A 2,679-nucleotide genomic window follows, 5' to 3' on the forward strand; every position below is an offset into this window, starting at 1 on the left:
TCTAAACCTTTTAGGTGACGCGACGAAAGCGACTTACATTGATGCGGGTTACTGGGCAGAAAGTGCAGTGACTGAAGCGAGCAAATATTGCGAAATCGATGTATTCAACGCCAAGACGTCAATTGATGGCAAAGCAGCGGTTGTTCCAGCTAAAGATTGGAAAATCGACCCGGAAGCGGCGTATGTACATTTCTGTCCAAATGAGACCATCGATGGTATTGAAATCAGTGAGCTTCCTCAAACGGATAAGCCAATCGTAGCGGATATGTCATCTAACATTCTGTCTCGTAAGATCGATGTGTCTCAGTACGGTGTTATCTACGCTGGCGCTCAAAAGAATATAGGCCCCGCTGGTATTTGCATTGCTATCGTGCGTGATGATCTGCTAGAGCTAGCAAACGACGTATTGCCGAGCATTCTTAACTACAAAGTACTTGCTGAAAAAGACTCAATGTTCAACACACCGCCAACGTACGCTTGGTACCTATCAGGCCTTGTATTCAAGTGGTTGAAAGCTCAAGGTGGTGTTGAAGCGATGGAATTAGTGAACAGAGAGAAAGCTGCGCTGCTTTATAATGCGATTGATAGCTCAGCTTTCTACAGAAACGATGTTCATACAGTAAACCGTTCAAGAATGAACGTGCCATTCCAATTAGCGAAACCAGAGCTAGATGCTAAGTTTTTAGAGTTGGCTGATGCTGCTGGTCTGAAATCACTAAAAGGTCACAGAGCGGTAGGTGGGATGCGAGCATCACTATACAACGCAATGTCTTTGGAAGGTGTGCAAGTATTAGTCAACTTCATGAAAGACTTTGAAGAGAAATACGCTTAAATAGGGCGTTATTCATAATAAGAGGAGCGAAAGCTCCTCTTTTTTTACTTGCTGAAAAGGAAGGGTATGAAGAAGTTAGGTACAGTAAACAGTGTTTTGGGCGGTAAGATCGTTGCTTTTGCTCACGGTACACAGAGTGCAATCAATAAGCAGGTTTTATCTGAGCGCCAATACGCCACTGAGCTTGGATTTATTAACGATGAGCAAGGCGACCCTCGCTTTCATGGCGGTATTCAGAAAGCCCTTCATATTTATCCAAGTGAGCACTATCCGGTTTGGCAGCAAGAACTGGGCGACAAAGACATCTTCCAATCTGCAGGCGCATTTGGCGAGAACATAAGTTCAAGTGGGGTGACTGAAGCTTCCATTTGTTTAAAAGATAAGATTCGAATTGGTTCAACCTTGCTGGAAGTTTCACAAGGTCGTATGCCTTGTTGGAAGCTCAATGTACGATTCGATCAAAATGATATGGCGAAAAGGCTACAAGACACCCTTCGAACTGGCTGGTACTTCCGTGTTTTGGAAGAGGGTGATATCGGCTCCGGCGACGAGATTATCCTGTGTGAAAGACCTTACCCAGAATGGCCGTTAAGCCGGGTTATGGGTGCGGTGTTCACGGGTTGTTTGGATAAACAAGAGCTTAGAGAATTGGCGGAGCTGCCTCTAGTGGAATCTTGGGGCACGCTCGTAGAACGTCGACTTCAAACTGGCGAAGTTGAAGATTGGGAAATGAGATTGGTTGGCCCGACAGCCGAGTAGACTTTCTATTCATGCTTAAAAGACAATCATGCGCAAAACAAAACGCTCACTATCTAGAAGATGTGAGCGTTTTTGGTTCTGAGGTGAGCACTTATTAGTCAGTAACTAACAGCGACTAGTTTATCTAGCTATAACCAGAAATCTTTAACAGGCATATCAGGGCTAAAATGGTGCGCAATCTGTGCTTGTAGAAGCTCCGCTGTCGCAATCGCATCAGTTAACGCATGATGCGGAGTATAGTCAGGCAAGTGGTATCTACGACGGCTCTGACCAAGCCTTACTGACGCAGGCTTCTTACCTTTTAGCTTATTCCATAGACCGCCGGCCAGTTTGTTTTGGATTTGAGATTCAATCTCGAGCGTGTCGAGGACTGGAAACTCAATTCCTTCACCTAATCTGACCTTCAACGCGTTATCCAAGAAATCACGCTCGATGCGGCGATAATGAACGACTGGGATATGGCCGCCCATTGATTCTAAGATCTCATCTAATACTTCACTTAAGTCTGGCGCATCAATGATGTCGTTGTGAGTGATGCCATGGATAACAACCGAGTCTTCTTCCAATTTCTGCTTTGGTCTCAGGGTCCAGTGCTTGGCTTGTCTTAGGTAGATTCGATTTAGCGTAAACGGAACTAGACCAATGGTAATGATGCCATCTTTGTTTGGGTTTAAACCCGTTGTCTCAAAGTCGACAGCTAAGAAAGTCACTTCTGATAATGGCGTATCAGGTGCAGGAAGAGGCTGGCTATAAAATTGCTTCAAGCGTTCATCTCTCGCTCGTTCGAGCTTCTGAGCAAACTTAAATGGCCAATCAACCGCTGGGGATCTGAATAGTTTGTTCATAGCGCCTACTTAAACTTATTGCTGGCTTGATAACGGAACTTAAGAAAGTTCTGTGCATTGCTTAATATTTGGAATGCATCCTTTAGATTACGTCGCTCGAAGTCAGAAAGGTTCTCTGGTTCGATGTTGTTATCCGGTTCGATGTTGTTGTCGACATCGTGTGCTTGGTGGCGAATACGAACTAAAGAGATAAATTCCATCGCATCTTTCAAGTCTTGAGCTCGACCTTTTGGCAAAATACCC

Annotated in this window: 4 protein-coding genes; 2 read left to right on the forward strand and 2 right to left on the reverse strand. The window is 44.8% G+C overall.

The features are described 5' to 3' along the window. Positions 1 to 832, forward strand: an 832-nt coding sequence (gene serC / locus AB4496_RS19150) for a 3-phosphoserine/phosphohydroxythreonine transaminase (protein ID WP_372131638.1), incomplete at its 5' end; no start/stop codon positions are given. Positions 833 to 898: 66 nt separating this feature from the next. Beyond that, on the forward strand, positions 899 to 1,591 hold the full coding sequence (locus AB4496_RS19155) for an MOSC domain-containing protein (protein ID WP_102258603.1): 693 nt from the start codon (positions 899 to 901) through the stop codon (positions 1,589 to 1,591). Between the two features lie 128 nt (positions 1,592 to 1,719). Here AB4496_RS19155 and AB4496_RS19160 read toward each other — a convergent pair whose 3' ends face one another. Beyond that, positions 1,720 to 2,436, reverse strand: coding sequence for a 3'-5' exonuclease (locus AB4496_RS19160; protein WP_012604226.1), 717 nt, complete (start codon positions 2,434 to 2,436; stop codon positions 1,720 to 1,722). Positions 2,437 to 2,441: 5 nt separating this feature from the next. Then, positions 2,442 to 2,679 (reverse strand): putative nucleotidyltransferase substrate binding domain-containing protein (locus tag AB4496_RS19165; protein ID WP_372131640.1); only part of this gene is annotated, 238 nt, incomplete at its 5' end.

The organism is Vibrio sp. 10N.222.46.A1 (assembly GCF_041473595.1).
GTDB classification, from domain to species: Bacteria; Pseudomonadota; Gammaproteobacteria; order Enterobacterales; family Vibrionaceae; genus Vibrio; species Vibrio tasmaniensis_A.

Coding starts and splice junctions, on each gene's coding strand:
- AB4496_RS19155 (WP_102258603.1), top strand. CDS start 899: ATGAAGAAGTTAGGTACAGTAAACAGTGTTTTGGGCGGTAAGATCGTT.
- AB4496_RS19160 (WP_012604226.1), bottom strand. CDS start 2,436: ATGAACAAACTATTCAGATCCCCAGCGGTTGATTGGCCATTTAAGTTT.